Genomic DNA, 21,771 nt, shown 5'->3' on the forward strand with positions numbered 1-21,771 from the left:
CCCGAAAGGCCCTCAGACTGCTGACAAAGGTCTCGCGCAAGCGGGGCCTTTGTGATTCTATTGTCTTATGTTGAAGAAGCCCCAGCCTGAACAGGGCCGACTTGAGATGGTGACATTGGAGGGTCTGGTGCCTGCGGATCACCTGCTTCGCAAGATCGATGCGGTGATCGACTTTTCGTTTATCCACGACCGGGTGGCCGGTCTGTATTGCGCGGATAACGGCCGCCCGGCGCTTGCCCCGGTGATGCTGTTCAAGGCGCTGTTCATCGGCTACCTGTTCGGCATCCGCTCGGAGCGGCAGTTGGTGCGGGAGATCGAGGTGAATGTGGCCTATCGCTGGTTTCTGCGCTTGGGCCTCACCGACAAGGTGTTCGATGCCTCGACACTGTCGCAGAACCGCCGCCGCCGCTACCGGGATGTGTCTGTGGCGCAGGATATTTTCGATCACATTGTCGAACAGGCGATTGCCAAGGGTCTTGTGGACGGCACGGTGCTTTATACCGACAGCACCCATCTGAAGGCCAATGCCAACAAGAACAAATGGGACAGCCAAGTGGTCGCCAAGTCCCGGGCCGACTATTGGGACGCGCTGGACCTGGCGGTTGAGGAGGATCGGGCGGCCCATGCCAAAAAGCCGCTGAAGGCGAAGGAACGCGCGCCCGGGCAAAAGGAGACCAAGGTCAGCCGCACCGACCCGGAAGCCGGTTACATGGTGCGTGAAGGCAAGCCCAAGGGGTTCTTTTATCTGGATCACCGCACGGTGGACGGGCGTTATGGCATCATCACCGATACTCACGCCACCCCGGCCACTGTGCATGACAGTATCCCCTATCTGGACCGGCTCGACCGGCAGCGGGATCGCTTCGGCCTGGATGTCCAAGCGGTCGGGCTGGATGCAGGCTATGCCACGGCGGGCATCGCCAAAGGGCTGGAAGACAGGGATATCCTCGGTGTAACCGGCTATCGCCGTCCGAACCACCGGGCAGGCATGCTGCGCAAGCGCGACTATCATTACGACCGGCAGTCAGACGGCTACCGCTGTCCGCAGGGCCAGCTCCTGAATTATGCCACCACCGACCGCAACGGCTATCGCCATTACAAAAGCGACCCGAAGGTCTGCGCCACCTGCCCGCTGCTTGCCTCCTGCACCGGCAACGCCAAACACACCAAAACCGTCACCCGCCATGTCTGGCAGGACGCCCGGGAGCGCACGGACGCCCACCGTCTCACCGACTGGGGCAAAAGGCTCTATAAAAGACGCAAGGAAACTGTAGAACGCTCCTTTGCCGACGCAAAGCAGCTCTTCGGACACCGATACGCCCGCTTCCGCGGCCTCATCGCCGTCAAAACGCAATGCCTGCTTGCCGCCGCCGCCCAAAACATCAAGAAAATCGCCCTCGCAATGGCTCCAAAAACCGAAACCAGCCCGATCTGATCGAAAGGGGACTTCTCACTCTCCCTCAATAACAACCGGCAAACATCCAAAACTAAACCCCGCCGAATATCGACGGGGTTTGTCAACGGTCTGAGGGCCCCGAAAGGCCCTCCCCTTATTCTTTCTGCAAAGCTTGCCGCTTCTATTCCATCGCTTTTACGATGCTTTCGCACATATGCTTGGCATCGCCGAACAGCATCATGGTGTTGTCGCGGAAGAATAGCTCGTTCTGGACGCCTGCATAGCCGGAGGCCATGGATCGTTTAACGAAGAGCACCTGGCCCGCCTTTTCCACATCCAGGATCGGCATGCCGAAGATCGGGCTGGCCGGATCGGTCTTGGCCGCCGGGTTGGTTACGTCGTTGGCCCCGATAACGAAGGCCACATCGGTCTGGCCGAAATCGCGGTTGATTTCATCCAGTTCCAGCACATCGTCATAAGGCACATTGGCCTCTGCCAGCAGCACGTTCATATGGCCCGGCATACGGCCCGCAACCGGATGAATGGCATAACGGACCTTCACGCCCTCTTCCTTCAACAGATCGGCCATTTCACGCAGGGCATGCTGTGCCTGCGCCACGGCCATGCCGTAACCCGGCACGATGATGACGGAACTGGCGTTTTTCATGATGAAGGCCGCATCGTCGCCACTGCCGGATTTGACCGGGCGATCATCCACCCCACCGCCACCGGCGGCAGCCGCCGCACTGTCATCCCCGCCGAAACCGCCGAGGATCACATTGATGATGGACCGGTTCATGCCCTTACACATGATATAGGACAGGATCGCACCGGAGGCCCCGACCAGCGCCCCGGTCACGATCAATGCCGTGTTGCCCAGGGTGAAGCCGATACCGCAGGCCGCCCAACCCGAATAGCTGTTCAGCATGGACACAACCACCGGCATATCCGCCCCGCCAATCGGGATGATCAGCAGGAAGCCCAAAGCCAGCGACAGAAGCACGATTGCCCAGAAGGTGCTGGGCTCCTGATAGGCACAGAACCAGATGATCAGGGCGACCAGCGCCAATCCCAACAACGCGTTCAGCTTATGCTGCCCGGCAAAGGTAACCGGCGCAGAGCGGAAAATGCCCTGCAGCTTGCCGAAAGCCACGACAGAGCCGGTGAAGGTCACCGCACCGATTGCGGTGCCCAGGCTCATTTCGATCAGGCTGGCTGTGCCGATATGACCAACTTCGCCCAATCCATAGGAGGTCGGCGAATAGAAGGCCGCACCGGCCACGAAAACAGCGGCCAGACCGACCAGCGAGTGGAAGGCCGCGACCAACTGCGGCAGGGCCGTCATCTGGATTTTCAGTGCGATCACCGTACCGATCGCGCCCCCGATGAGGATGCCCGCGATGATCAGTTCATAAGACAAGACATTCGGCATGGTGAGCGTCGTACCCACGGCGATGATCATGCCGATCACGCCCATGATATTGCCGCGCCGCGCCGTGTCCGGCGAGGACAGGCCCCGCAAGGACATGATGAAGCAGACGGCGGCAATCAGATAGGCAAAGGCTGCGTAATCATTCATTGTTTCAGTCCTCCCCTATCCGTCACGCCTTGGGCTTTTTCTTGAACATGGCGAGCATTCGGTTGGTCACCACAAAGCCGCCGAAGATATTCACACTGGCCAGGACCACGGCAATGAAGCCGAAGACCTTGCTCAGGTTCATATGTTCCGGACCGGCCGCAATCAGCGCCCCGACGATAATTACCGAGGAGATCGCGTTGGTCACACCCATCAGGGGGGAATGCAGGGCCGGGGTCACCGACCAGACCACGTAATAGCCTACGAAGCAGGCCAACACGAAAGCCGTGAACAAATAAATGAAGGGGGTTCCATGGGCCGCCGACTGGGCGGCCTCGACCACCTGCGGTGCCTTATCGACAACCTGGGCGGCCACGGCATCAGCCAGAGCCTGCGCCTGGTCCGCCAGGGATTGTGCCTGTTCTGTCAGTTGGTTCTTATCCATTGCGCCTTACTCCGCTGAACGATCTTCCGGTTTGGCCGCTGCCGTCTTCTTCGCAGCCGCTTTCTTGGCTGCGGTCTTTTTCGCAGAAGACTTTTTGGTCGCTGCCTTCTTGGCGGTCGATTTCTTGGCCCCAGCCTTTTTGGGTGCTGCCTTTTTGGACGGGGCCGCCTTGGCCGCAGGCGCGGCAGGAGCTGCTTCGGCGGCTTTCTTCACGCCCTCATGGAAAGGCTTGCCGTCATGAACCGCCATGGTTCCCTTGATCACTTCATCTTCCAGGTTGATGGCAAAGCCCTTGTCCTTGTCCATCATCGGCGTCAGGAAGTTCAACAGGTTCTTGGCGAAAAGCGCACTTGTCGTTTCCGGCACGCGGCTCGGGAAATTGGCATGACCGACAAGGGTAACGCCGTGTTTGGAGACGACCTTGCCATATTCGCTCAGCGGGCAGTTGCCGCCTGCTTCCACCGCCAGGTCAACGATCACCGCCCCGGGTTTCATGGTTTTCACCATTTCCTCGGTCACCAGCACCGGCGCGGGCCGCCCCGGGATCAGGGCCGTGGTGATCACGATATCCTGTTTGGCGATGGTCTGGGCAATCAGGTCCGCCTGCTTTTTCTTGTAGGCGTCCGACATTTCCTTGGCATAGCCACCGTCCGTCTGCGCCTGCAGGAATTCGTCGTCTTTGACCGCGACAAAATCCGCCCCCAGGCTCTGCACCTGTTCTTCGGTGGCGGGGCGCACATCCGTCGCGCTAACCACGGCACCCATGCGTTTCGCCTGGGCGATGGCCTGCAAACCGGCGACGCCCACCCCCATCACGAAGACCTTGGCCGGGGGCACGGTGCCCGCCGCGGTCATCATCATTGGCAAGGCGCGCGGATAATGTTCCAGTGCATCAAGCACCGATTTATACCCTGCAATATTGGCCTGCGAGGAAAGCACGTCCATGGACTGCGCCCGGCTGATCCGGGGGACCAGCTCCATGGCGAAGACATTGACGCCTTTTTCCGCCAGTGCCTTGATCAGTGTCGGCTGGGTCAATGCCTGCATCACGCAAAGCAGGGTCTGCCCCTTCTCCAGATAGGAGATCTCGTCGACGCCTTCATCGGCGGTCATCGGGCGCTGAACCTTCAGCACGATATCCGCGCCTTTGACGGTGCTCGCCGCATCTTTTGCGATGCTGGCCCCGGCATCGGTGAAAACGGTGTCGGCAAGGTTAGCCCCCTCACCCGCGCCGGTTTCAACCGTTACGGTCGCGCCGAGCTGTATGAATTTCTTGATTGAATCGGCTGATGCAGCCACGCGGCGTTCATACTGCCGCCGTTCCTTCAGGATGGCGATTTTCATCTATCCAAGCCCCGCTGTTCCTTATGTTATGTTGCAGCGCAATAATACCAAGCTGTGAAATCGGCGCAACCGTCCCCGGCCATGCAAAGGTCACCCCTTCGCGTGAAGCCAATCACACAACAACTTTTCCTGATACTCGCACGAACTGCCCGACTGGAACCTGGGTCACTCCCCATAACTCCTCCTGTTCAAGCAGGCCCCCTTCTGCGTGGGGCATTTTTCGTCTTCAGACGAAATTATTTAGCTATCACAATAATAAAATCCTGACCGTTTGGTCAAGTTTCATATTTCCGCTGTGATTTGCCGCACAGTCTAAAGATTGTTCGTACGATTTCAACAGGCGTATTTCGCCCCCCGGCACATATATCTCAAAGGTCGATTGATCCACCGCAAAGCCCCTTTTCAAAGATCGGCGCAGAATGCCCTATCTCAATCATCGCCTTTGAAACAATTTGGAGGTGTATTATGGCTGTAGAAGATAAAAAGGTACCCGGTGCCCAGGGTAGTCATTTCTGGCCCAACGTCTTTGATCCGCTGCGGGATTTCGGCCATGCCGTGTCGAATTTCTTCTCCCCCAGCGCGGACGCATCAAACTCGAAAGACACCTATGAAATCTCTATGGAATTGCCCGGCGTCGAGGAAAAAGACATCGACATTTCCATTCATGACAACGTCCTTACCATCATGGGTGAAAAGAAATTCGAGCAGGAGAAGAAGGAAAAGGACTATTACTTCTCCGAACGCCGCTATGGCAGTTTCCAACGGTCCTTCCGCCTGCCACCCGGCATCCAGCAAAACGACATCGACGCCCATTTCAAAAACGGCGTGCTGACAGTCAAAATCCCAAAAATGCTGGAACAGGAACCCGAACGCCAGAAAATCGACATTCGCACTGAATAAGTCAAACAGGCAAAAAGCCCCCGAGAAATCGGGGGCTTTTGTGTCTCTTGACTAACCGCTTGTTCTATTCTTCCGCTTCCAACTCGTCGATGAAGCGGGAGATCAGGCTGAGGCCCTGTTTCCAGAATTGCGGGTCGCTGGCATCGAGGCCAAAGGGGGCCAGAAGCTCCTTGTGGCGCAGCGTGCCGCCCGCCTTCAGCATTTCCAGATATTTCTCCGCAAAGCCCTTGTCCGCCTTTTCATAGACCGCATAAAGCGAGTTCACGAGGCAATCGCCGAAGGCATAGGCATAGACATAAAACGGTGAATGGATGAAATGCGGGATATAGGCCCAATAGGTGCGGTAATCCTCGTCAAAGCGGATCGCATCCCCCAGGCTTTCTTCCGAAACCGCCATCCAGATCTCACCGATCTGTTCGGAGGTTACCTCCCCTTCCTTGCGGGCGTCATGCAGACGGCGTTCGAATTCAAAGAAGGCAATCTGGCGGACCACGGTATTGAGCATATCCTCAACCTTGGCGGCCAGCATGGCCTTGCGCTTTTTCGGGTCATCCTGGTTGGACAACATGCCTTGGAAGGTCAGCATCTCACCAAAGACTGACGCGGTTTCGGCGAGCGTCAGCGGCGTATCGGCCATCAGGTGCCCCTGCACACCGGCCAGAACCTGATGCACGCCATGACCCAGTTCATGGGCAAGTGTCATCACATCGCGGGTCTTGCCCTGATAGTTCAGCAACAGATAGGGATGGGCACTGGGCACGGTGGGGTGTGCGAAGGCGCCACTCGCCTTGCCCGGACGCGCCGGGGCGTCAATCCAGGCATTGTCGAAGAAGCGTTTGCCGATATCGGCCAGTTCCGGCGAAAAGCGCCCATAGGAGGTAAGCACCGTCTCGGTCGCCTGCGGCCATTCAATCAAGCTGTCATCCTCATCCGGCAGCGGCGCCAGACGGTCCCAATAGTCCAGCTTTTCCTGGCCCAGCCATTTGGCCTTCAGCCGGTAATAGCGATGGGACAATTCCGGATAGCTGTCCCGCACGGCTTCCACCAGCGCATCAACCACCTCGTCTTCCACATAATTGGACAGGTTCCGGCTGGACACAGGGCGGGCGAAACCGCGCCAGTTGTCTTCCACCGCCTTGTCCTTGGCGAGCGTATTGGTAATTAGGGTGAAGATACGGATATTTTCCGCCAGCGTCTGGCCCAGGCTTTTGGCTGCTTCCTTGCGCTTGGCCCCGTCGCGGTCGTGCATCAGGTTGAGGATTTCGGTGTTGGTCAGATCCTCGCCCTGGAAGGGAAAACGCAATCCGGCCAGGGTTTCATCGAACAGACGAACCCAGGCGGACCGGCCCGCAACCGATTTTTCATGCAGCAGGCGTTCCAGTTCATCGGAGAGCTGGTGCTCTCGAAGGGCGCGCACATCGCGCAGCCAGGGGGCATAGCGGGCCAGTTCTTCGCTTTCCCCGATTCGCGCCTGAAGATGGTCCTCCTCCAGTCGGTTCAGTTCCAGCGAGAAGAACAGCAACGCGGTTGAAATGTCATTCACCCGTTCCTGGCTGTTCTGGAAGAACCTTCCGATTTCCGCATCGGTAACGTCCCCGGCATAAAGCAGATAGGCATAGCTCATCACCCGCGACAGGGTTTCATCCAAAGCCTCGTAATCGGCAATAGCCTTGGCCAATTCCTCGCCTGACAGTTCCTCCAGGCGCCCCTGGAAGCTTTTGGCGAAAAGCTCCGCCTTGGCGGCGGCACTATCCATGTCTGCCTTCAGCGCCGGGCAGTCCATCCCGTCATAGAGGTCGCTCAAATCCCAGGTCGGCAGGTTTTCCAATTTGCTTTCAGCCACGTTTGTTTCCTATGCATCTTTACTCTGACCACTCAAGCCCGATATATGATTATGCGAGAATAAGAACAAGTATTGTCGGGTTTTTTTGTCGCCGCGGGGAGACGGCAAAAAAACTCCAGGGGAATCGTCCGTGATTGATTATGATAATGTAAAAAACCTGCCGTCCATGTTTTTCGATCAGGCGGCTCGGCTCAAAGACGCACCCTTTCTTTGGTCCAAGAAGGACGGTCAATGGCTGAGCCAGAGCTGGTCCCAGGTCGCCGATGAGACCAACCGCCTGTCGCGGGGCCTGCGCGCCAAAGGCGTCAAGCCGGGCGACCGTGTGCTTTTGCTATCGGAAAACCGGCCGAAATGGCTGATGGCGGATGTGGCAATCATGGCAACCGGTGCGATTACCACACCTGCCTATACCACCAACACCGAAGCCGACCATCTGCATATCCTGCACGACAGCGGGGCCAGGGTCGCCATCGTCTCCACAGCGAAACTCGCCAAACGCTTCCTGCCCGCCGCCGTGCAGGCAGGCCTGGACCTGGTCATTGTCATGGAGGAACCCGACAACCGTCCGGGTCAGTCCCTGCATATCGAAACATGGGATGACATGCTGGCGCTCGGCGCGGAACAACCCGATGACGTCATGGACCTGGTGAACGCCCAAAAGCGAGGCGACACCTGCTGCATCATCTACACCTCCGGGACCAGCGGCACCCCTAACGGCGTGATGTTGAGCCATGGCGCAATCATTTCCAACTGCATGGGCGCAGAAGACGTGCTGCAGCATCTGCCCGGCTATGGCGAAGCGCCTGAGGTCTTCCTGTCCTTCCTGCCGCTCAGCCATTCCTATGAACATACGGCGGGGCAATTCGTTCCCGTCGCCTGGGGGGCGCAGATCTATTATGCGGAAAGCATCGACAAGCTGATCAACAATATCGCAGAGGTTCGCCCGACCATCATGGTGTCGGTGCCGCGCCTTTACGAAACAATCCGCGGACGTGTCCTCAAGGGGGCGGAGCAAGCAGACGGCCTGAAGGCAAAGATGCTCTACAAGGCCGTCGAACTGGGTGCCAAGGCCTATCAGGACCCGAAGTCGCTTACCTTTACGGAACGGCTGCTTAACCGCCTGCTGGATAAACTGGTCCGGCGCAAGGTGCAGGAACGTTTCGGTGGCCGCCTGAAGGCCTTCGTCTCAGGCGGCGGACCGCTGAATTACGACGTTGGCCTGTTCTTCCTGGCATTGGGTCTGCGGGTGCTGCAAGGATACGGCCAGACAGAATCAGCACCGGTTGCCGCCGTCAATCGCTGTGAGTTGAACGACCTCTGCACTGTCGGTCCGCCGATGAAGGATGTAGAGGTGAAAATCGCGGAAGACGGCGAAATCCTGATCCGCGGCGAACTGGTGATGAACGGCTATTGGAAACAGCCGGAACGAACCGCCGAGGTCATCATCGACGGTTGGTTGCATACCGGCGACATCGGTGAATTGAACGAAAACGGCTATCTCAAGATCACCGACCGCAAGAAGGACATCATCGTCAATTCCGGCGGCGACAATATCTCGCCGCAACGGGTGGAGGGTATTCTCTGCCTGGAACCGGAGATCGAACAATGCATGATCTATGGCGACAATCGCCCGCATCTGGTCGGCATCATCGTTCCCAACCAGGAATTCATCGAGACCTGGTGCAAGGAAAACAATGTCGACCCGAAAACGCTCACTGCAGATGACAAGGCCTTCAAATCCGCCATCCACGCCGCAGTCGACCGTGCGAACAAGAAGATGTCCGTGATTGAGAAAGTTCGGCGCTTTGCCCTTGTCATGGAGCCGTTCAGCGTGGAAAACGAGATGTTGACACCTTCCATGAAAGTCCGGCGTCATGTGGTCAAACATACATACGGTCAGGTACTGAACGACCTGTACAAAAAGTAATCGAAAAGACGGGAATGAAGTTATGAATGTACGCGCCAAATGGGTTGAAGGTCATCGTTTCATCGGCAGCAATGCCAATGGTCACGGCATCGTCATGGACGGGTCCGGCGCTGACGATCCGCAAGGCCGCCTGGGCCCGAGCCCGATGGAACTGCTGTTGCTGGGCGTAGCTGGCTGTTCCGGAATCGACGTGGTCCATATCCTCAAAAAGTCCCGCGAGGATGTTGTTGACTGTGTCGTCGATGTGGACGGCAAGCGCGCCGATACCGAACCGAAAGTCTTCACCGATATTCATATGATCTATACCGTCACCGGCAAGGGTCTGACCCCGGCCAAGGTAGAGCGTGCGGTTGAGCTGTCGGCAGAGAAATATTGCTCTGCATCGGTCATGATGGGCAAGGCCGCCAATATCACGCGCGAGATCAAGATCATCGAAGCGGAATAAGCCGCCACCAACCGAATTTTCAGGGGGCGTTGCAGCGATGTGGCGCCCCTTTTCCACATCTGAAATACGACAACCTGTCTTTAATAGAGCAGTTCACACCGCCCAGAGGCATTTTCCCCGTGAGAAGCTGACATAAAGTCGCTGCTCTGGACGTAGGTGACTGTGGGTTACTGGAACAATGGAACTGAATTCCCGGACTTCGGCGCTTTCGGTCGGCCTGATCCCGCTGGACCGGTTTACGATGACGCCTTTCGCGTCTTTCCTGGATGTTCTGCGTCTGGCCGCCGACAAGGGTGACCGCAGCGAGCAGCGCAACTGCACCTGGGTCGTCACCGCGCCGGGCAACAGCATGGTCACGGCCAGTTCCGGTGTCCAGATCGCCACCAGCCGCCAGCCCCCCGACCCCCGCCAGTTCGACTATATCGCCGTCTTTGGCGGCTTGTTGCGCACGGGCACAGAACTGAACGCCGAAACGCTGGCCTATCTGAGGCATGCGGACGAACTGGGCATTCCGCTGATCGGGGTGTGCACCGGCTCATACGCGTTGATGAAGGCCGGCCTGATGAAAGACCGGCGCTGCTGTGTAAGCTGGTTCCATCACCGCGACTATCTGGATCGCTTTGACGATGCCAAGCTGGAAACAGGTCAGCTTTTCCTGGAAGACGAGGACCGCATCACCTGCGCAGGCGGCGCAGGCGCCGGGGACCTGGCGCTATGGCTGGTCAAGCGGCACCTGGGGGAACGCTGGGCCCGCAAATGCCAGCGCATCATGATGCTGGAGGAGGCACGCCCGCCGACCCGCTCCCAACCCCTGCCCTCACTTTCTGCAAAAGTAACGGACCCGGTGATCCGCCGTGTCGTGCTCACCATCGAACGGAATTTGAGTGAACAGGTAACGACGGCGGAACTGTCGGACGCCGTCAACATGTCCCGCCGTCATCTGGAAAGGAAGTTCCGCAAGGAACTAGATATGGGCGTACAGGAATTTGTGCGTGAATTGCGCCTGCAGCTTGCCCGCGACCTGATCATAAACACCACGCAGGCGATCACCGATATCGCCTATGAATGTGGTTTTCGCCATCACACCCATTTTTCGGCGCTGTTCCGCAAGAAATACGGCGTCTCACCCAAGCGCCTGCGTGATGAACAAATCATGCCGGAGGACGTTTATTAGTCCTCAAAGAGCCGTCAGGCGCAGGACTTCCGGCTTGCGCGCCAGTGCTGGGAAAAGGTTCTCGGGAATATCATCACGCCAGCCGCTTTGCACATTCAGCCGTTGCGTGAAGGACCGTTCCTCGTCAACTCCATCAAAGAAGGCGATCCATGCGAAAACGCGGTCGCCACGGACCGGCAGGCGCGGGAAACTGTTTTCAACCTCAGCCGTAGCCAGCGCGGCAACAACCTCTCCACCGCTGGCCGCCACCAATGGCACCATTACCGCCTCAAAAAAAGCGTTAAAGTCAGCCGCACCGACCGATGCAAGGTCATGGATCGTAATCCGCATCAGCGGCGGCCTTGCCGACAAGGCCATATCCAGCCCCTGCCCCCCTGCGGCGGGGCGTAGTAACAGCACATTATCAGAATCCCGCATGGTCGCATTCGCTGCCGCCCCATGTTCATTCCAGACCGGCCCACCGTAAAAGGCGGAAAGCGCCTGGCGTCGTGCCTCCATATCAGCAAATCCGCGCATCCAGACGAAACGGTCCGGGTCCTCTTCATCCCGGTACCGCCCCAGAACTGTCATGCCGCAAATATTCTGGCTTTCGATGAATTGCTCTTCGAACAGGTCGATCAGGGTCTCGCGTTTACCACCAAAAAGCGTGTATTGGCGCAATTCAAAAATGGAAAGATCACTCATTACTTTGTCCTCGGCTGATGTCTCTTGGTTGCACTGCCTGTCTAGCAGGCTATAGTTGACATCAAGTGTCATCTATTTTGGAACCGCCATGCGCGCCAGCCGCCTTCTGACCATTCTGATTCTGTTACAACGCCGTGGCCGGGTGACCGCGCAGGATCTGGCCTATCGTTTCGAGGTTTCCAAACGCACCATCTATCGCGACATGGACGAGTTAAGCGCCGCAGGCGTCCCCCTTTATGCCGACCGGGGCGTTGGCGGCGGCTTTGCCCTTTACGATGACTTCAGAACGGACCTGACCGGCCTCACCAATGCCGAGGCCAAGGCACTGGCCATGGCCGGGCTGCCGGAGGTCGCGCTGGAGCTGGGTTTTGCCACCGAGGCATCGGCGGCGCGGCTCAAACTTCTGGCGGCCGTTCCTGTCGAGGCCCGGAAGGATGCGACCCATATCGCCGAATGCTTCCACCTGGACCCGGTGGACTGGTATCAGCGCGCGGGGCCGCCGGCTGCACTGGCCAAAGTGGCGGCAGCGGTCTGGCAGTCCCGCCACCTGCACCTTAGCTATCGCAGTTGGAATGGAACCTCTGACAAGGAGGTGGCGCCCTTCGGCCTCGTGCTTAAAGGCAGTGACTGGTATCTGCTTGCAGAGCGCAAGGGCCGTGAGGCGATCTACAAGGTTGCCTCCATCGAAAAGGCGGAGGTTCTCGACACCCATTTCAGGCGCCCTGACGATTTCGACCTGCGACGCATATGGCGGGAGAAGGTCGGGCGATTCGAAAACAGCCTGCAACGGCTTACCGCCCGTATCCGTGTCTCCCCGAAAGCGCTTTCACGGCTGCCGAGATTGGGGGCAACCGCCGTAGAGGCCGTCAACGCCGCCCACCCCGATCATGATGGATGGCGCGAGGCGGATATTCCTATCGAGGGCATCTCCCACGCTGCCAGCGAACTGCTGGTCTTCACGGACCAGATAGAAGTGCTTGCGCCGCAGGAACTACGCGACGAAATCACCCGCCGCGCAACTGCAATCGCCAGACTTTACACATCTTAACCGGGTTTCACCCGAAACAGGGCGTGGATGACGCCGATATCGTCACTGAAATCTTCATTACAGGGAAGATAGGGCTTCGGTTCGCTGATCATGACGGGAGACCAGAACCTCCGTTTCTCCATATCGCCAACCAGTGCGTCGAACGCTTCCTCCGCCCAACGGTCCTCACGATGGGTGAAAAGGATATGACCACCAGCCCGGACAATACGGCAGAGGTCCGTCAGCAACGCCTCCGCATCCTCAATATAGGTCATCACGCCAACACAGGCGGCGGCATCAAAGGCATCATCCGCCAACGGTAACGGGATGACCTGCAGGTCGTGCCGCTGCAAGCGTGCATAATTCCCATGCCGAGTAGCAATTTCGAGGGAGGCCGCAGAAATGTCCAGCCCCTCAACCCCGCAGTCAAACCGGTCTCTCAGGGCGGCGGCCAACAGCCCGGTCCCGCAGCCGACATCCAGAATCGCGCCTCCAGGCTTCACACAGCCCGCAAGCGCCTCTGCGGCATCATCGGCGGCTCTGTAGTTCCAGTCCTTGAGGGTGTCGTTATAGGTCTCTGCCCAGTCGTTATAATAGGCCTCAACCTCTTTCGGGTTCTTCGACCCGGCCTTGAGAGACTGAAATCCCTGCTTCGGTAAATCTCCTGCCGTCATCGTCTCCCCCAGTCATGATTATCTGTCATGGCCAACGGTAGCGCGAACGGTGGGTATTGTCAGCAGCCCCTCCCCTTTAAGAGGAGGATGTCTCTCCGCTCAATACGGCGTTATGGCCGTAGAATTTCTTGTACCACTCGACAAATTTGGGCAGCCCTACATCAATCGGCGTCGTTGGTTCATAGCCAAAGTCGCGCCGCATGGGTTCCACATCGGCATAGGTTACAGGCACGTCGCCATCCTGCATTGGCTGGAAGTCGATCTTGGCTTTCTGGCCGGTCGCCTTTTCCAGCACCTCGATCATATGCATCAACTCTTCGGAGCGGTTATTGCCGATATTATAGACCCGATGCGGCGCAGCCTTGCCATCGTCGGCAGGCGGATTGTCGAGGCAGGAGATAATACCGCTGACGATATCGTCAACATAGGTGAAATCGCGCTTCATCTGGCCATTGTTGAAAACCGGGATCTCCTCGCCCGCAAACATTTTGCGGGTAAAGATGAAGGCCGCCATATCCGGACGCCCCCAGGGTCCGTAAACGGTGAAGAAACGCAGGCCCGTCTGCGGAATGCGATAGAGATGGGAATAGCAATGGCCCATCAGTTCGTCCGCCTTCTTGGTCGCGGCATAAAGCGAGACCGGCGTATCGCAGACATCATCCGTGGAAAACGGCATTTTGGTGTTGCCGCCATAGACGCTGGAGGACGAGGCATAGACCAGATGTTTCAGGCCTTCCTTGTGCCGCGCAAGCTCCAGGATATTCAACTGGCCGACCACGTTGGTCTGTACGTAGGCATGCGGATTTTCAAGCGAGTAACGCACACCGGCCTGCGCCGCCAGATGGACAATCCGGTCGATATCCGGGCGGCGTTCCACCAGATCGTTCAGGGCTTCGGCGTCGGCAATGTCGATTTTTTCGAAGGTATAGCCTTCCCGCCCGACAAGGCGATCACGGCGGGCTTCCTTGAGGGTGACATCGTAATAGTCGTTGAGATTGTCGATTCCGACGACCTTGTCGCCACGATTGAGCAGTGTTTCCGACACATGCATGCCGATAAAGCCAGCCGCGCCCGTCACCAGAACCGTCATGTCAAATCCTCAATAAACCTGAATGGGCTGTCGTCAGCCGCCCGCTTGCACCTTCTGCACGGATATACCTGCCCTCTTCGGCAAGGGCAAGTATCGGACATGTGCGAAAATCCGCGCATCTGGCGGCGTTCAGGTTATTGTCAGCTTTACCCTTTAATATTTACTACTTATAGTTGATCAACATATATAACAAACCAAGAGTTCGGAATGTCACAACGCAGCTCGCTTCCGGCCCCGTTTGGGGCTGTTTTGGATTCCAGATTATTCCGGATCATTGCCAGCTTCACCGCCGTCTATATGGCCAGCTCCCTTGTCCTCCGTGTCACGCTGACCTTCTTTCTGGATACATCATCCTGGGCGGATGCGCCGCTGAAACTTCTGGCGGCTGTCGCAATCGGCAGCATTCACGATCTGTTTGCAGGCGTCGGGCTGATCAGTCTCTTCCTGTTGCTGATATTCCTGTTCGTGCCCCGAAAGAAATCCTTCAGCCGCGGATTGTTGTTCACGGTTTTCGCCGCGTTCTTCGTCGGTATGCTTTTCATAGACGTCGCGGAGCTTCTGTTCTGGCAGGAGTTTTCAAACCGCTTTAACGGGATCGCTGTCTTTTACCTGATTTTCCCGCGCGAAGTGATCGGCAATATCTATGAATCCTTCCCCGTCGAATATGAACTGCCTGCCGTCTTTGCCGCCGGTATCGCCCTTTGGTATGTGGCCGGGCGCAAGACCACCGACACACTTGCCCGCCTTTTCAGGGAAGGCAGCCGCTGGCGTCTTGCCTCCACGGCCCTGCTTACTGCTGTTGTCGCCGGCCTGCTGAGCGCCTATGCCCATGTGCGCCCGTTCGAGAACCGGGAATTCAACGAGATGGCGGAGAACGGATTGCGCAGCCTTTTCTATGCGGCGCTTTCCAACGACGAAGAATATGAAGGCGTCTATCCGTCGATCAAAGATCACAAACTGGAAGTCACCGAACTGCGCAAGGCGGTAAAGCAGGAAAACAGCCGATTTGTAAAACCGACCGGGCCAAACCCGATCCTGCGTCAAATCACACCTGACCGCCCGACGAAGAAACTCAACATTGTGATTGCCATTGAGGAAAGCTTTGGCGCGAAATTCGTTGACTATCTGGACAATAAAACCGGCGTTTCGATTTCTCCGAACCTGAACCGCCTGGCCAAGGAAGGCGTTTCCTTCACCAATGTCTATGCCTCCGGTGACCGCACCGTGCGCGGCCTGGAAGCCGTCCTGACGTCATTCGCGCCGATCCCCGGCATTTCCACCGCCCGGCGCGACGGTTCCCGGCATATGTTCTCCCTGCCCTATGTGCTGAAACAACAGGGTTACAACTCTGGCATACTCTATGGTGGGGAGGCCCTGTTCGACAATATGGGGACCTTCTGGGACGGCATCGGCTTTGACCATGTCTGGGACGAGAATGACATCCGCCATGAATCCTTCTCCACGATCTGGGGTGTCTCTGACGAGGATCTCTTCACCGAGGCGCTGCAGCGTATGGATGAGAATGCGGGCCCCGGTAAAGCGCCCTTCCTCCTGAGTATGATGACGGTCTCCAATCACCGCCCCTACAAGTTCCCGCAGGATCATGTGAAATGGAAGGATGACCGCGGCCGGATCGAGAATACGGCAACCTATGCCGACTGGGCGTTCGGGAACTTTATCGAACGGGCCCGCTCAAAACCCTGGTTCGACGATACGGTCTTCGTCTTTGTCGCCGACCACAGCCGCAAGATCAACGGCGCGTCGCGCATTCCGGTCGATGCCTTCCGCATTCCGATTGTCTTCTACTCACCCAAACACCTGAAACCCATGCAGGTCGACAAGCTGATGGCGCAGATCGACCTGTCGCCGACCCTGCTGGGCCTGTTGGGTTTCAAATATGACAGCCCGTTCTTCGGTGTGGATGTGCTGAAGCAGCCGAATGACGATGGGCGCATCATCATCTCCCATAACTTCTCTATCGCCTATGGCCGCCCCGGCCAGGTGGTAGTCCTGGAGCCCACCGGCGATACCATCGCCTATGACTTCAAGGTGGGAGAACAACTTAAAACCCGTGCGACCCCGGACCCGGCGCTGCGCGAAGAGGCGATCTCCGTCGTTCAGACCGCCCACCGGATGTTCTACGCGGGCGACTATCACTACGATAATCCGGCATTTGCCAAACAGTCGCTTGAGCCCGGCAACAACGTCGCGCAGCAATAAAATCCCTGTCCCCACAATTCAAAGCCGGAGGCCATCGCCTCCGGCTTTTTTCGTTGTGCATCACTCATGATGACACTGACGCATGGCAGGATCGCCCCCTATCCTCACGAACAAATATTTCAAAAGTCAGCAACAATATTACTTGCGCATTTAGGTCAGTAATGCTAACCTATTTGCCTTGGACAAATTTGGATCTCGGCTCCAAATAAGCCCCACAAAAAATAATAAAAAAGATACAATAGAACAGATTTGGTGCGGAGCCGAAGACGTTGGGAGATGACACAATGACGCTCGCGACCGTCAATCTGGACGATAAATATACACTCGATTCCGGACGTATTTTCATTACCGGCATTCAGGCCCTGGTACGCCTGCCCCTGATGCAGCGCCAGCGCGATATTGCCGCAGGCCTTAACACCGCAGGCTTTATTTCCGGGTATCGCGGGTCCCCGCTCGGCGGGTTGGACCAGCAGCTTTGGAAAGCGAAAAATTATCTGGAAGAAAACCAGATCGAATTTCAGCCCGGCCTGAACGAGGACCTTGCGGCCACCGCCGTCTGGGGTTCCCAGCAATCCCAGCTTTTCAACGACAGTCTGGTCGATGGTATTTTCGGCCTGTGGTACGGCAAGGCCCCGGGCGTCGACCGCTCCGGCGACGTCTTCAAACACGGCAACGCGGCAGGCACGTCCAAGCACGGTGGCGTGCTGTTGCTTTCCGGTGACGACCACACCTGCAAATCATCCACCCTGCCCAGCCAGACCGAATATGCCTTCATGGACGCCATGATCCCGGTCCTGGCCCCGGCCAATGTGCAGGAATATCTGGATTTCGGCATCCATGGCATCGCGCTGTCCCGGTATTCCGGCTGCTGGGTTTCCTTCAAGACGCTTGCAGAAACCGTTGAAACCAGCGCCAGCGTCTATGTGGACCCGCACCGTGTTCAGATTAAGGAACCGACTGATTTCGAACTGCCTGAAGGCGGCGTTTCGATCCGCTATCCTTTCCCGCCGCTGGAACAGGAACGGATGCTGCATCAGTACAAGCTTTATGCCGCACTCGCCTATGCGCGCGCCAACAATCTGAACCATCCGGTCATCGACGGCCCGAACCGCCGTATCGGCATCGTCACCACGGGCAAAAGCTATCTCGACGTGATGCAGGCGCTCGAAGACCTGCATATCGACGCGGAATATGCCGCCAAGATCGGCATCAGCGTCTATAAGGTCGGCATGGTCTGGCCGCTGGAACGCGACGGCATCCGCCAGTTCGCCGAAGGCCTGGAAGAAATCATCGTCGTTGAGGAAAAACGCGCCGTCATCGAAAACCAGTTGAAGGAACAGCTTTACAACTGGCGTGGCGATGTCCGTCCGCGCGTGGTCGGCAAATTCGACGAGGGCGGCGACTGGGTTCTACCGTCCATCGACGAACTGACCCCCGCACGTATTGCCCGGGTCCTGGTGGAGCGCCTGCGCAGGACCCGTGAAGGCACCACCGCCGACATGGAAACCCATTTCGAAAAACGCCTGAATTTCCTGGCGGAGAAAGAAAAACAGCTATCCGCACGTAAGCCCTCGCTTTCCCGGACCCCGTTCTTCTGTTCCGGCTGCCCGCACAACACCTCCACCCGCGTACCGGAAGGTTCCCGGGCGCTGGCGGGGATCGGCTGTCACTATATGGTGCAGTGGATGGACCGCAGCACCGACACCTTCACCCAGATGGGCGGCGAGGGTGTTACCTGGGTCGGCCAGTCCAAATTCTCCAAGACCAAGCATGTCTTCGCCAACCTTGGCGACGGCACCTATATGCATTCCGGCCTGCTGGCGATCCGCCAGGCCATCGCGGCCAAGGTCAATATCACCTACAAGATTCTGTTCAACGACGCCGTTGCCATGACCGGCGGCCAGCCCTTTGACGGGCCGCTGACCCCCTGGGACATCGCCCGTCAGGTCAAGGCCGAAGGTGTTGTTCGAATTGACGTGGTCACCGATGAACCGGAGAAATACGGGTCCGGCACCCTTTTCCCGGAACACACCCAGATTCACCATCGTCGTGACCTGGACAAGGTCCAGAAGGAACTGCGTGAGGTCGGGGGCACCACGGTGCTGATCTATGACCAGACCTGCGCGGCGGAAAAACGCCGTCGCCGGAAACGCGGCCAGTTCCCGGACCCGGCTGTGCGCGCCTTCATCAACGAAGACGTCTGCGAGGGCTGCGGCGACTGCGGCGAGGTTTCCAACTGTGTTTCCATCGAACCGAAAGAAACCGAGTTCGGCCGCAAACGTAAAATCGACCAGTCGTCCTGCAACAAGGACTATTCCTGTGTCGATGGTTTCTGCCCCAGCTTTGTCACCGTCCACGGCGGCAAGCCCCGTAAAGGCAAAGGCGCGGAGAAGGACTCGGCCAAGCAGGCACATCTGGGCAACCTGTTCGAGGCCCTGCCGGAACCGAAACTGCCGACGGTCGACGACCAACCCTACAGCATCCTGCTGACCGGTGTCGGCGGTACGGGCGTTGTCACCATCGGTGCGCTGTTGGGCATGGCCGCCCATATGGAGGGCAAGGGCTGCTCCATCCTCGACATGGCGGGCCTCGCCCAGAAGGGTGGCGCGGTATCCTCCCATATCCGTATCGCCAAATCGCCGGAAGATATTCATGCAGTCCGTATCGCCGCCGGTGGGGCAAACCTGCTGCTGGGTTGCGATGTCGTCGTCTCCGCCGCATTCGATTCCATGGCAAAGACGGACCTGAATGTGACCAATGCGGTCGTCAACACCCATGAGATCATCACCGGGGCCTTCACCCGCAACCCGGACTTCAAGTTCCCCTCCAAGGAACTGGTAGAGATCATCACGGATTGTGTCGGCAAGGATAACGCCCATTTCATCGAAGGGACGGCCATTGCCACATCCCTGATGGGCGACAGCATCGCCACCAATATGTTCATGCTGGGCTATGCCTATCAGAACGGTTTCATCCCGGTCTCCGAGGAAGCCATCTTCAAGGCTATCGAATTGAACAAGGTGGCCGTCGACGCCAACAAACGCGCCTTCACCTGGGGCCGCCGTGCCGCCCATGACCTTGACGCCGTGCGCAAGATGGTCGGTCGTCCACAGGCACGCAAGGAAGAGGATTTCAAGGCGGAAAGCCTGGATGACCTGCTGACGATCCGCCACAACGAACTGATCGCCTATCAGAACCGCGCCTATGCGGATCGCTACAAGGCGTTGGTGAATAAGGTCCGCGCGAAGGAAAGCGGCATCGTCGCCAACAGTGAAGAGCTGACCAAGGCGGTCGCACGCTATTACTTCAAGCTGCTTGCCTATAAGGATGAATATGAGGTGGCGCGCCTGTTTGCCAAACAGGACTTCAAACGACGCCTGCATGACGCCTTTGAAGGTGACTACAAGGTCCACTACCACCTGGCAGCACCGCTATTCTCAGAGACGGACCCGGAAACGGGCCACCTGATCAAACGGGAATACGGCCCCTGGATCATGAGCGCCATGAAAACCCTGGCGAAATTCAAGTTCCTGCGCGGCACGAAGCTGGATATCTTCGGCTATCATCATGAACGCCAGCTGGAGCGCCAGTTGATCGCGGATTATGAAAAGACCGTGGATAAACTGCTCACCGGCCTGACTGCGGACAATCTGGACACGGCAATCGAGATCGCCAGCATTCCGGAACATATCCGTGGCTTTGGCCACGTGAAAGACAGGCATGTCGCCGATGCCAAGGCCAATGAACAGGTGTTGCTGGAACGGTTCAGCAATCCCAAACCCGCGCCGCAGGCTGCCGCCGCGGAGTAAGGACAAACGTCCAGAGCAAACTGAAAGGCCGGTCCCAGGGACCGGCCTGGCCTTTTTCTTGTTTGCATCAAGCCACCGTCAGGCCGGGGTCTCGTTTTCCCCGATCACCCCCAGCACCCCCAGGATACGGACCACCTTGCCCTCTTCATCGACCATCGGCAGATCGATACTCTCAAAATGGTTATTGCGGAGATAGCCGCCACGCCCGAATATTTCGCAGTAGTGAGCCCGGCGATCCCGGATGATGACGCGATAATATTGAAACAAGGAGCGCTTTTCAGGAAGCGCGTCATCTTCGCGGATGACGTCTTTGGTCCATGTGCTGTTGCCCAACAGGCGCCTCACCTTTTCACCGTGAAGCACGATTTGAACCGCTTCCGGGTCTTCCGTATTCACGAGGAAGAAATTTTCCGCAAGCGGTGCATGGTCCAGCAGATCAAACACCGCCCATTGCACCGGCCCTTCCTCACAATCCCGATGGTCCCGATACCAGTCATACATTGCCCTGGTTTGCGGAGAACGCAGCAGGCCCAGATCATCAAGCAGCCTGTGCTCGATCTGCAGCTCCGTCGGTCCCACAGGTAAAACGCGCTTACCTTTGGCCATCCTGTCACTCATACAAACTCTCCCGGGTCTTCAGGCTGCCCGCGCAGCAGATCAGAGAAAATCAATCGCCCCGATAAACCGGATCACCCGTCCATCCGTATCGAACAGCGGCAAATCAACACTTTCAAAGTTGGAAGACAGCAATCCTTCCGAACACACCTTACCGAGAGACCGCTTGGGCTGCCTGCCTATGAAACTGTCATAGTAGTGGTGGTAAAGCTTGGCTTTCACCGGATGGTCGTCATCAGGGGCCACAGACTGTTTGTTCCAGCATCTATCGGCAAACATTCGTTTCGGAAATTCACCGTGCAACGAAAATTCAAAGCTCTCCCCCTCCCCGGCCACCTTGAGAAGGTATAGATGCGGGGCAAGCTCCCGATGGTCCACAATATCAAAAGAGGCCCAGGGAGCCTCTCCACCATGATCACCTGCCGCCGCCTCCCACCAGTCATAGAGAGACCGGCAAACTTCCGTCGCTATTTGATCCCGACTGGTCAGGGCCATGCTGGCCACATCAACGATCTCACGCTTAACAGCAAGAATTCTGTATTTTTCCGGTAAAGGCTCTCGATACATATAGGTCCTTGCTACCTTGCCCAGTCCACCTCACC

At 57.6% G+C, this 21,771-nt stretch carries 17 protein-coding genes; 8 read left to right on the top strand and 9 right to left on the bottom strand.

The window, feature by feature from the left end:
* Window positions 1-67: 67 nt before the first annotated feature.
* Window positions 68-1,435: an IS1182 family transposase gene (locus tag IF205_RS16990; protein ID WP_259780545.1), complete on the top strand. Its 1,368-nt coding sequence runs from the start codon at window positions 68-70 to the stop codon at window positions 1,433-1,435.
* A 142-nt stretch (window positions 1,436-1,577) separates the two neighbouring features.
* On the opposite strand, the gene IF205_RS16995 is transcribed toward IF205_RS16990, so the two are convergent.
* From IF205_RS16995 to IF205_RS17005, 3 genes are read right to left on the bottom strand one after another with little or no spacing between them, the layout of a single operon-like run.
* Window positions 1,578-2,975 (bottom strand): NAD(P)(+) transhydrogenase (Re/Si-specific) subunit beta, encoded by a 1,398-nt coding sequence (locus IF205_RS16995; protein ID WP_259780546.1) that lies wholly within the window; start codon window positions 2,973-2,975, stop codon window positions 1,578-1,580.
* A 22-nt stretch (window positions 2,976-2,997) separates the two neighbouring features.
* Window positions 2,998-3,417, bottom strand: a complete 420-nt coding sequence (locus IF205_RS17000) for an NAD(P) transhydrogenase subunit alpha part 2 (RefSeq protein ID WP_259780547.1) — start codon at window positions 3,415-3,417, stop codon at window positions 2,998-3,000.
* Window positions 3,418-3,423: 6 nt separating this feature from the next.
* On the bottom strand, window positions 3,424-4,761 hold the full coding sequence (locus IF205_RS17005) for a Re/Si-specific NAD(P)(+) transhydrogenase subunit alpha (RefSeq protein WP_259780548.1): 1,338 nt from the start codon (window positions 4,759-4,761) through the stop codon (window positions 3,424-3,426).
* 465 nt (window positions 4,762-5,226) lie between these two features.
* Here IF205_RS17005 and IF205_RS17010 point away from each other — a divergent pair, with 465 nt between their 5' ends.
* Window positions 5,227-5,661: an Hsp20/alpha crystallin family protein gene (locus tag IF205_RS17010; protein ID WP_259780549.1), complete on the top strand. Its 435-nt coding sequence runs from the start codon at window positions 5,227-5,229 to the stop codon at window positions 5,659-5,661.
* Between the two features lie 64 nt (window positions 5,662-5,725).
* Here IF205_RS17010 and IF205_RS17015 read toward each other — a convergent pair whose 3' ends face one another.
* Complete coding sequence (locus IF205_RS17015) at window positions 5,726-7,504, bottom strand: M3 family oligoendopeptidase (protein ID WP_259780550.1); 1,779 nt, start codon at window positions 7,502-7,504, stop codon at window positions 5,726-5,728.
* Window positions 7,505-7,634: 130 nt separating this feature from the next.
* On the opposite strand from IF205_RS17015, the gene IF205_RS17020 reads away from it, so the two are divergent.
* The 3 genes from IF205_RS17020 (at window position 7,635) to IF205_RS17030 (ending at window position 11,050) form a co-directional block, all read left to right on the top strand.
* Entirely contained in the window at window positions 7,635-9,431 is a 1,797-nt protein-coding gene (locus IF205_RS17020; protein WP_311195702.1) for an AMP-dependent synthetase/ligase, read from the top strand.
* Window positions 9,432-9,453: 22 nt separating this feature from the next.
* Window positions 9,454-9,876 carry an OsmC family protein gene (locus tag IF205_RS17025; RefSeq protein WP_259780551.1) on the top strand — a complete coding sequence of 141 codons (423 nt, stop codon included), beginning with the start codon at window positions 9,454-9,456 and terminating at the stop codon, window positions 9,874-9,876.
* A gap of 178 nt (window positions 9,877-10,054) precedes the next feature.
* Window positions 10,055-11,050 (top strand): GlxA family transcriptional regulator, encoded by a 996-nt coding sequence (locus IF205_RS17030; RefSeq protein WP_259780552.1) that lies wholly within the window; start codon window positions 10,055-10,057, stop codon window positions 11,048-11,050.
* A 3-nt stretch (window positions 11,051-11,053) separates the two neighbouring features.
* Here IF205_RS17030 and IF205_RS17035 read toward each other — a convergent pair whose 3' ends face one another.
* On the bottom strand, window positions 11,054-11,734 hold the full coding sequence (locus tag IF205_RS17035; RefSeq protein ID WP_259780553.1) for an NIPSNAP family protein: 681 nt from the start codon (window positions 11,732-11,734) through the stop codon (window positions 11,054-11,056).
* Window positions 11,735-11,789: 55 nt separating this feature from the next.
* Between IF205_RS17035 and IF205_RS17040 the strand changes: the two genes are divergently transcribed.
* Window positions 11,790-12,782 (top strand): helix-turn-helix transcriptional regulator, encoded by a 993-nt coding sequence (locus IF205_RS17040; RefSeq protein WP_259780554.1) that lies wholly within the window; start codon window positions 11,790-11,792, stop codon window positions 12,780-12,782.
* Here IF205_RS17040 and IF205_RS17045 read toward each other — a convergent pair.
* Window positions 12,779-13,435, bottom strand: a complete 657-nt coding sequence (locus tag IF205_RS17045; RefSeq protein ID WP_259780555.1) for a class I SAM-dependent DNA methyltransferase — start codon at window positions 13,433-13,435, stop codon at window positions 12,779-12,781. The genes IF205_RS17040 and IF205_RS17045 overlap by 4 nt on opposite strands.
* A gap of 76 nt (window positions 13,436-13,511) precedes the next feature.
* A complete protein-coding gene (locus IF205_RS17050) occupies window positions 13,512-14,525 on the bottom strand; it encodes an SDR family NAD(P)-dependent oxidoreductase (protein WP_259780556.1) in 1,014 nt (337 codons plus the stop codon).
* A gap of 207 nt (window positions 14,526-14,732) precedes the next feature.
* Between IF205_RS17050 and IF205_RS17055 the strand changes: the two genes are divergently transcribed.
* Window positions 14,733-16,745 (top strand): LTA synthase family protein, encoded by a 2,013-nt coding sequence (locus tag IF205_RS17055; RefSeq protein ID WP_259780557.1) that lies wholly within the window; start codon window positions 14,733-14,735, stop codon window positions 16,743-16,745.
* 284 nt (window positions 16,746-17,029) lie between these two features.
* Window positions 17,030-20,554, top strand: coding sequence for an indolepyruvate ferredoxin oxidoreductase family protein (locus IF205_RS17060; protein ID WP_259780558.1), 3,525 nt, complete (start codon window positions 17,030-17,032; stop codon window positions 20,552-20,554).
* 78 nt (window positions 20,555-20,632) lie between these two features.
* Here the strand turns inward: IF205_RS17060 and IF205_RS17065 are convergent, their stop codons facing one another.
* Window positions 20,633-21,172 carry a PAS domain-containing protein gene (locus tag IF205_RS17065; RefSeq protein ID WP_259780559.1) on the bottom strand — a complete coding sequence of 180 codons (540 nt, stop codon included), beginning with the start codon at window positions 21,170-21,172 and terminating at the stop codon, window positions 20,633-20,635.
* Window positions 21,173-21,211: 39 nt separating this feature from the next.
* On the bottom strand, window positions 21,212-21,736 hold the full coding sequence (locus IF205_RS17070; RefSeq protein WP_259780560.1) for a PAS domain-containing protein: 525 nt from the start codon (window positions 21,734-21,736) through the stop codon (window positions 21,212-21,214).
* Window positions 21,737-21,771: the final 35 nt, after the last annotated feature.

Source organism: Aestuariispira ectoiniformans (assembly GCF_025136295.1).
GTDB classification, from domain to species: domain Bacteria; phylum Pseudomonadota; class Alphaproteobacteria; order UBA8366; family Aestuariispiraceae; genus Aestuariispira_A; species Aestuariispira_A ectoiniformans.

What these genes read in the sequence shown, in the direction of transcription:
- IF205_RS17010 (WP_259780549.1), top strand. Translation starts at nt 5,227, where the DNA reads ATGGCTGTAGAAGATAAAAAGGTACCCGGTGCCCAGGGTAGTCATTTC.
- IF205_RS17055 (WP_259780557.1), top strand. Translation starts at nt 14,733, where the DNA reads ATGTCACAACGCAGCTCGCTTCCGGCCCCGTTTGGGGCTGTTTTGGAT.
- IF205_RS17065 (WP_259780559.1), bottom strand. Translation starts at nt 21,172, where the DNA reads ATGAGTGACAGGATGGCCAAAGGTAAGCGCGTTTTACCTGTGGGACCG.
- IF205_RS17025 (WP_259780551.1), top strand. Translation starts at nt 9,454, where the DNA reads ATGAATGTACGCGCCAAATGGGTTGAAGGTCATCGTTTCATCGGCAGC.
- IF205_RS17045 (WP_259780555.1), bottom strand. Translation starts at nt 13,435, where the DNA reads ATGACGGCAGGAGATTTACCGAAGCAGGGATTTCAGTCTCTCAAGGCC.
- IF205_RS16995 (WP_259780546.1), bottom strand. Translation starts at nt 2,975, where the DNA reads ATGAATGATTACGCAGCCTTTGCCTATCTGATTGCCGCCGTCTGCTTC.
- IF205_RS17030 (WP_259780552.1), top strand. Translation starts at nt 10,055, where the DNA reads ATGGAACTGAATTCCCGGACTTCGGCGCTTTCGGTCGGCCTGATCCCG.
- IF205_RS17050 (WP_259780556.1), bottom strand. Translation starts at nt 14,525, where the DNA reads ATGACGGTTCTGGTGACGGGCGCGGCTGGCTTTATCGGCATGCATGTG.
- IF205_RS17005 (WP_259780548.1), bottom strand. Translation starts at nt 4,761, where the DNA reads ATGAAAATCGCCATCCTGAAGGAACGGCGGCAGTATGAACGCCGCGTG.
- IF205_RS17000 (WP_259780547.1), bottom strand. Translation starts at nt 3,417, where the DNA reads ATGGATAAGAACCAACTGACAGAACAGGCACAATCCCTGGCGGACCAG.
- IF205_RS17035 (WP_259780553.1), bottom strand. Translation starts at nt 11,734, where the DNA reads ATGAGTGATCTTTCCATTTTTGAATTGCGCCAATACACGCTTTTTGGT.
- IF205_RS17060 (WP_259780558.1), top strand. Translation starts at nt 17,030, where the DNA reads ATGACGCTCGCGACCGTCAATCTGGACGATAAATATACACTCGATTCC.
- IF205_RS16990 (WP_259780545.1), top strand. Translation starts at nt 68, where the DNA reads ATGTTGAAGAAGCCCCAGCCTGAACAGGGCCGACTTGAGATGGTGACA.
- IF205_RS17070 (WP_259780560.1), bottom strand. Translation starts at nt 21,736, where the DNA reads ATGTATCGAGAGCCTTTACCGGAAAAATACAGAATTCTTGCTGTTAAG.